At 33.6% G+C, this 4067-nt stretch carries 5 protein-coding genes; 2 read left to right on the top strand and 3 right to left on the bottom strand.

Going from position 1 to position 4067, the window contains the following annotated elements:
- The 3 genes from ACFIL2_RS00415 to ACFIL2_RS00405 all read right to left on the bottom strand — a co-directional run.
- Window positions 1-489: antA/AntB antirepressor family protein (locus ACFIL2_RS00415; RefSeq protein WP_375681665.1), on the bottom strand; the 489-nt coding region annotated here is incomplete at its 3' end.
- Window positions 490-559: 70 nt separating this feature from the next.
- Window positions 560-940, bottom strand: a complete 381-nt coding sequence (locus ACFIL2_RS00410; RefSeq protein WP_375681664.1) for a hypothetical protein — start codon at window positions 938-940, stop codon at window positions 560-562.
- Between the two features lie 227 nt (window positions 941-1167).
- Window positions 1168-1500 carry a hypothetical protein gene (locus ACFIL2_RS00405; RefSeq protein ID WP_375626997.1) on the bottom strand — a complete coding sequence of 111 codons (333 nt, stop codon included), beginning with the start codon at window positions 1498-1500 and terminating at the stop codon, window positions 1168-1170.
- 105 nt (window positions 1501-1605) lie between these two features.
- Between ACFIL2_RS00405 and ACFIL2_RS00400 the strand changes: the two genes are divergently transcribed.
- Window positions 1606-1923: a hypothetical protein gene (locus ACFIL2_RS00400; protein ID WP_375680689.1), complete on the top strand. Its 318-nt coding sequence runs from the start codon at window positions 1606-1608 to the stop codon at window positions 1921-1923.
- 10 nt (window positions 1924-1933) lie between these two features.
- On the top strand, window positions 1934-2515 hold the full coding sequence (locus ACFIL2_RS00395) for a hypothetical protein (protein WP_375680688.1): 582 nt from the start codon (window positions 1934-1936) through the stop codon (window positions 2513-2515).
- Window positions 2516-4067 lie beyond the last annotated feature (1552 nt).

Genomic DNA, 4067 nt, shown 5'->3' with positions numbered 1-4067 from the left:
AGCTGTAATAAGACCGAAGAGCCCATCAGAGCGTTGCAAGCTTTCCAGAGCCATTGCTTTTGGTTTTAAATCTTCAATGATAGTATCTTTTTGATTTATTTGTCCTTGTAGGTAATTCAAAAAGCCAATCATCGCTTGTGGACTTGAGTAATCGATTTGTGGTGTTGTGACTTGCTTTGCACGCCGCTCGCATTCGATAAAGTATTCTCTTGCTTGCTTTCCTTTTTTATTACGCTCGACCATAGCAAGCTCTTTCGCCATGTCTAAGGTAAGATAGTATTCTACTGCTATGGCATTGTTCGCTTCCATTTTTTTGTGGAAGCGAATAAAGTCCCTTCCATCAAGGAAAGCATAGGTCATAATACGTTTTTTTATCCAAGTAGAAAAATCTTGTTTACTCTCCAAAAAGACATGTAATTCACGTGCATTTACTGTCTGAACGCTTTCTTCGTTAATGGTGTTATTTGTAATAGCGATAGGATTATTCATAATTTTACTCCATCCGATAATTTAATAAGAGGAAAGAGGGGGGCGCTTTTAAATGCGCCCTTAAGAATTTTTAAAGCACATCACAAGGACGAAAACGGTGTTGTTTTTCGTAAGAACCATACATTGCATCATCATATTCGCGCTGTTTTATATCATCTAAAAAAAAACCGTATGCTGTGCTGTGTAGAATAAAATCGTGAGGAATGTTTCCGTTGAAACACTGCTCTTCACATTCTTTAAGATAGAATTCGGCAATATCTTCAGAGATATCTTCGCAACGATTAGTCGTTGGTTCAATACGCAAAATTTGGACAGCGTTATCGGCTTGGTCGATAAATTTGATCATGTCACTTTCTTCTAAGAAAGGACCAGATTTAGCGAGATTTTGCTCTTCATTTTCGCACATCACTAAGAGAATTTCATCAGAATTTATAAACACTGGTTTATTCACAAATGCCTCCATACTGCCTATTGGCAAAAGTTATTTTCTAAGATATGGAGTGAACATATTTTCGTTTTACGGTAATGTCAACATAAAAATATCGTATAACGAAAATTATTTTATGAGTATTCATCTAAAGATTAGTGTGTTTTTATAGATATTTGGAGATTTTATGAAAGGTTATAAGACTGCCAAAAGAAAATTTTTACAATTGTCAAATGAAGAAAAAACAGCAGTTATCGCTTTTTTGATTCGATTAAAGTATGAAGAAACGCTAAAACTGCCCTCCGTTCTTCTTCATTGCAAGACGAATATAGATCATAAAAATCTTGATCTATCTTGCTTAAAGCCGGATACGGAGGATACTCCTTAAAGAAACTGTGTAGCTTCACTAGCTCTTCTGCGGTGATATCACGGTAGGCTTTAGAGTCAGAGTCATCAATCGATAATAAGCGCGTAATAGATGATGGACTCAATCCTAAATGTTGCCCTAAAGCCTTACGGCTTCCATGCCCCATTTCATTTAATTTTTCATTAATCCACATTTTTATTAGCTTTTGAAAATCCATTTTACTTTTCTCTCTTAAAATTATTAAATAATCAATATTGCGTATTACGAAAATTTTGCTTATATTTGCGTAATAAGCAAATATATGTCAGAAATTTTGGATTACATGATTACTCCAGCAGTTATGATTATAAAATATTTAGGTGGTGCAAAACGTGTGTCGTTGATTTCTCAATGCCATGTGTCTGCTGTTTATAAATGGACTTACCCCTTTGAAAAGCGAGAGGGTAAAGGCGGCATCATTCCAGCTAAATACCAAATTATGCTTTTGAATTACGCACGTGATCATGGGATAGATTTGCGTCCAGAAGATTTTTTTTATCCCGAGCGCTTGCAGAGATTAATGCAAGAGCAACACCCCCCATTGTCGAAAATTTGCAAGAGCTGCGGTGTTGATCACACCGGAGAAACTTTACAGCATTAAGGAGACAAAGATGGCTGTAGAAAAGAAATATGAGTTCACACGCCAAGGAATAACGCTTTATCCTGATAAGAATAATTCACATGGTATTGTAATGCTTCGTCGCATACGGGCACTGAGAGACTTTGGAAGAGTCAAGAAAGGTGACCTAGGTGGTTTTATAGAGCATGAAGGTAACCTATCACATGAGGGTGATTGTTGGGTAGCTGGTTCGGATAGATCTTTTAGTAATGGGTATGTTTTTGGCAATGCTCGTGTTTTTGGAGATGCCCGTGTTGGTGGCATGGCACGTGTTTTTGGGCATGCACAAGTATACGGTTGTGCAGATGTTTCTAATTGTGTGTATGTTTATGATCATGCAAAGATTTACGGTAATGCGGAGGTTTATGGTAGTGATACCCGTGTTTATGGTAAGGCGCAAATTTATGAGAATGCTTCAGTAAAAGGCAAAGCAGAAGTTTACGGCAATTCTCGCATTTATGGGGACGCTAATGGTTTACAGAGTCACATTATACAAAAAAACGCAATAAAGTCAATATGTTGTTTGCAATTATTTTATATGAATCCACTCAAGAATCCATCTTTTTATACGTGATTCATTTGATCATTTTTTATATAAGATTGCCATGTATGAATAGACCATAAAAAGCAAATCATGACGTGAATATTATAACGCATGTGTGTATTCAAATAAAATGAAAAGCCGATATCATTCATAACAGTTTATAAATTTTATGATATGTTTTTATCACTCAAAATCGCATTGTTTAAAATTTAGTTGTTTGGAATTATCGATAACATACGTTTAAAGATCACATCTTGTTTTAATGATTGGATTGTTAATCGCATGATAAAAACATAAAATTACAGTTTTCAAAATTGAGAAGCGTAAAATCTAAAAATGCTATAGCAATATCTTATTACCTATAGAGGGTAATCGTTTGAAACTGTTATAAGATAAATTGTACCAAAAGATACGCATTTATAGAAAATAGAGATCATATAATTTTTCCCAAAATTGGGAAAAACCTCTAAAATGGCATTAAAGAAATTAACTGTTTGAACCTGTCATAAGCTTATAGGTTTAATTTAAAAAATTGCATAAAAGGATTAAGGATAAAATCGCTTTTAAAACGCTTACTAAAAGTTAAAAAAACGATAAAGAGGTATTTTATATCTTATGAAATGAAAAGCCTTTTAATGAATAGATTGCAGACTAGTTTTTAAGAACGGAATTATTCGCTTCCACAAAAAAATGGAGGCGGGTAATACCATAGCAGTAAAATACTATTTTACCTTAGATATGGTACTAAAAAACGTTTTAAAAGTTACCATTTAAAAGTACAGAGCACAAATATAGAGCGATTAATTTGCAAAGAAGTTCTGTTTAAAAGAAACTTATGAAAGCCTTTCTAAATGAACGTTTAAACATTTGAAACAGATGTTTATAACAGTTTTTAAAGCCTTGCGTTTGATAAAAGCGGTTATTTATTTGTCTTATGAGAGATTGTTTTGAAAACCAATACTCGTAAATGTAAAAAACGAGTTTTGTTAAAGCTAACAAGCGTTTTGATTTTATAGAATGCGTTATGTGAATTCACTCAGCTCGATTTTGAGCTTAGTATATTGAAACGTTTTAAAAGAAGCATCATGATCATGGGCTTTGTTTTCAATGAATCTCTTTAAAAGATAAAGACGTTATGATTAATACGTTTGAGAGAAACAAAAAGCATTTATAGGCTCTCTCATTCAAATGAGTGATTAAAGATCATATGCATCATTTACGTTCCTTTTGATAAGTTTTCATATCTCTCATAGAGCGCTTGTAATATAATACGTTTTGTATATATGCATTCATTACTCCATTGTGGATGATTCATTTTAATCAATAAAAAACGCTATTTGAAAGCCGCGTCATATCATTTGGCACGGCTTTTTTTATTTTACTCTCTCTTTTATGATATGTTTATAGCAATGCATTTTATATGCGTTTATAACCATAAAGAAGGCACGTCCCCCATGTCTCTTTTTATTCTGTTTGATCAGTTATATTGACAACATTATCTCTTTCATACACCTCACAATTTTTTGGAACCAACCTTACTTTGCTTTTTTTATTGATTTTTGCATTGCCATAAACACGCCCC

It is taken from the genome of Bartonella sp. AP30XZML, from assembly GCF_042195945.1.
GTDB lineage: Bacteria > Pseudomonadota > Alphaproteobacteria > Rhizobiales > Rhizobiaceae > Bartonella.
The sequence above is the reverse complement of the archived record's forward strand: the minus strand, read 5'-3'. Positions and strand labels throughout refer to the sequence as shown.

Coding starts and splice junctions, on each gene's coding strand:
- ACFIL2_RS00405 (WP_375626997.1), bottom strand. CDS start 1,500: ATGGATTTTCAAAAGCTAATAAAAATGTGGATTAATGAAAAATTAAAT.
- ACFIL2_RS00400 (WP_375680689.1), top strand. CDS start 1,606: ATGATTACTCCAGCAGTTATGATTATAAAATATTTAGGTGGTGCAAAA.
- ACFIL2_RS00395 (WP_375680688.1), top strand. CDS start 1,934: ATGGCTGTAGAAAAGAAATATGAGTTCACACGCCAAGGAATAACGCTT.